This window comes from Mesorhizobium intechi, assembly GCF_002879535.1.
GTDB lineage: Bacteria > Pseudomonadota > Alphaproteobacteria > Rhizobiales > Rhizobiaceae > Mesorhizobium > Mesorhizobium intechi.
Window position 1 is genome coordinate 1 of the sequence record NZ_PNOT02000097.1, and the last position, 1,397, is coordinate 1,397.

A 1,397-nucleotide genomic window follows, 5' to 3' on the forward strand; every position below is an offset into this window, starting at 1 on the left:
TATCAGGAGTCTAGGGCTTCGCGTGGCCAAAGGGAATCGTCTGGAATGCATGCGGCCCGACACCGGAAATGCTTCCACATGAAAAAGCGCTGGGCGTATGAAAAAAGCCGGCGCGACCTTGGGCCGCGCCGGCTTTGATTGGTTGGACGCGTCTAGCGCGACACGAAGCAGTTGCCACCGGCGGCCTTGTAGCTGGTGCACAAATTGATGGCATCGTTGCGTGACTGGGCCACGACGCGGACGCGGTAGAACGTGCCCTTGCCGGCAATCTCGGCCTTGACGATGTTGGCGGTGCGGCCGGCAAGCACGCTGCCATAGCGGCGCTGCAGATCCTGATAGGTCGACTGGGCGCTTTCCACCGTCGGCTGCGAAGCAACCTGCATCGACCACGAACCACTGCCGGTCGCCGTCGTTGCCGGGTCGATGGAAGCGACCTGATCGGGCTTGACCTCGCCGACGACGTCGACGGGCTGGTCGGACGGGCGCTGCGGCGCGATCGCAACCTTGGCCGGAGTATTGGCCGACTGCGCCTTGGCCGGTTTGGTCGCCGGCTTGAGGGCCGGCTCGTCGCCCGACTGGCCCGCGGCAGGCGCCACAGTGCCGGTCTGGTCTGCATTGGCCTGTGCCGACGGCGCGACATGCTGCGGCGCCGGATCGCTCGGCTCAGCGGCCGCCACCTGCGGCGCGGCCGGCGCCGGATCCTCGCGCGGCACCAGCGAGCCGTCCGATTTGACCACCATCGTCCTCACCTTGCGCGGTGCAACGGCGACGACATCGGTGTTGTTGCCCTTGTCGGTATCCTGCAGCACCTGCGCGATGCGATCCTCGGACTTGGGCGCGGGCGCCGCATTGTCGGCCGGCGCAAGATTGCCAGCCGGCGTCGCACTGGCGGTCGGCGCGGCATTGCCGTCATCGGCTCCGCCAACGACAGCACCCTGGCCGGCGGAAGGATCGACGGCACGGGCCGGATCCTTCGCCTGCACATCCACGGGGACATCGGTGCTGGTGACAAGCTTCTGCTGCACTGGTTCGGCAGGCTTCGCGCCCTTGACCACCGCGTCGTAAACCTTGTTGTCCTGGTTCGGCACCACTGTGCCGCCCGGATTTTCCGGCTTGACCTTGATCGGCGAATTGTCGGCCTTGACGATCACCGGCGCTTCGCTGCCGCCCTTGCCGCCGAAAGACAGGGCAAAGGCGCCAAGACCGCCTGCGACCGCCACGGCACCGACGATCGCCGCGATGAACAGGCCACGGCGGCCCGACGGCCTGGCCGCCTCCCGCTCGCCGAGACCCGGAACGGACATTGCTTCGTCAAGTTCGGGATCATAGTCGAGCTCATCGACTGCAAAATCGTCCGCCTGCGAGACCGGCTGGCTGCCGGGCAGATTGTCGAGATC

Annotated in this window: 1 protein-coding gene; it reads right to left on the minus strand. The window is 66.8% G+C overall.

Going from position 1 to position 1,397, the window contains the following annotated elements; all coding sequences use genetic code 11:
* Positions 1 to 152: 152 nt before the first annotated feature.
* Positions 153 to 1,397 (minus strand): SPOR domain-containing protein (locus C1D09_RS08895; RefSeq protein ID WP_208760362.1); only part of this gene is annotated, 1,245 nt, incomplete at its 5' end.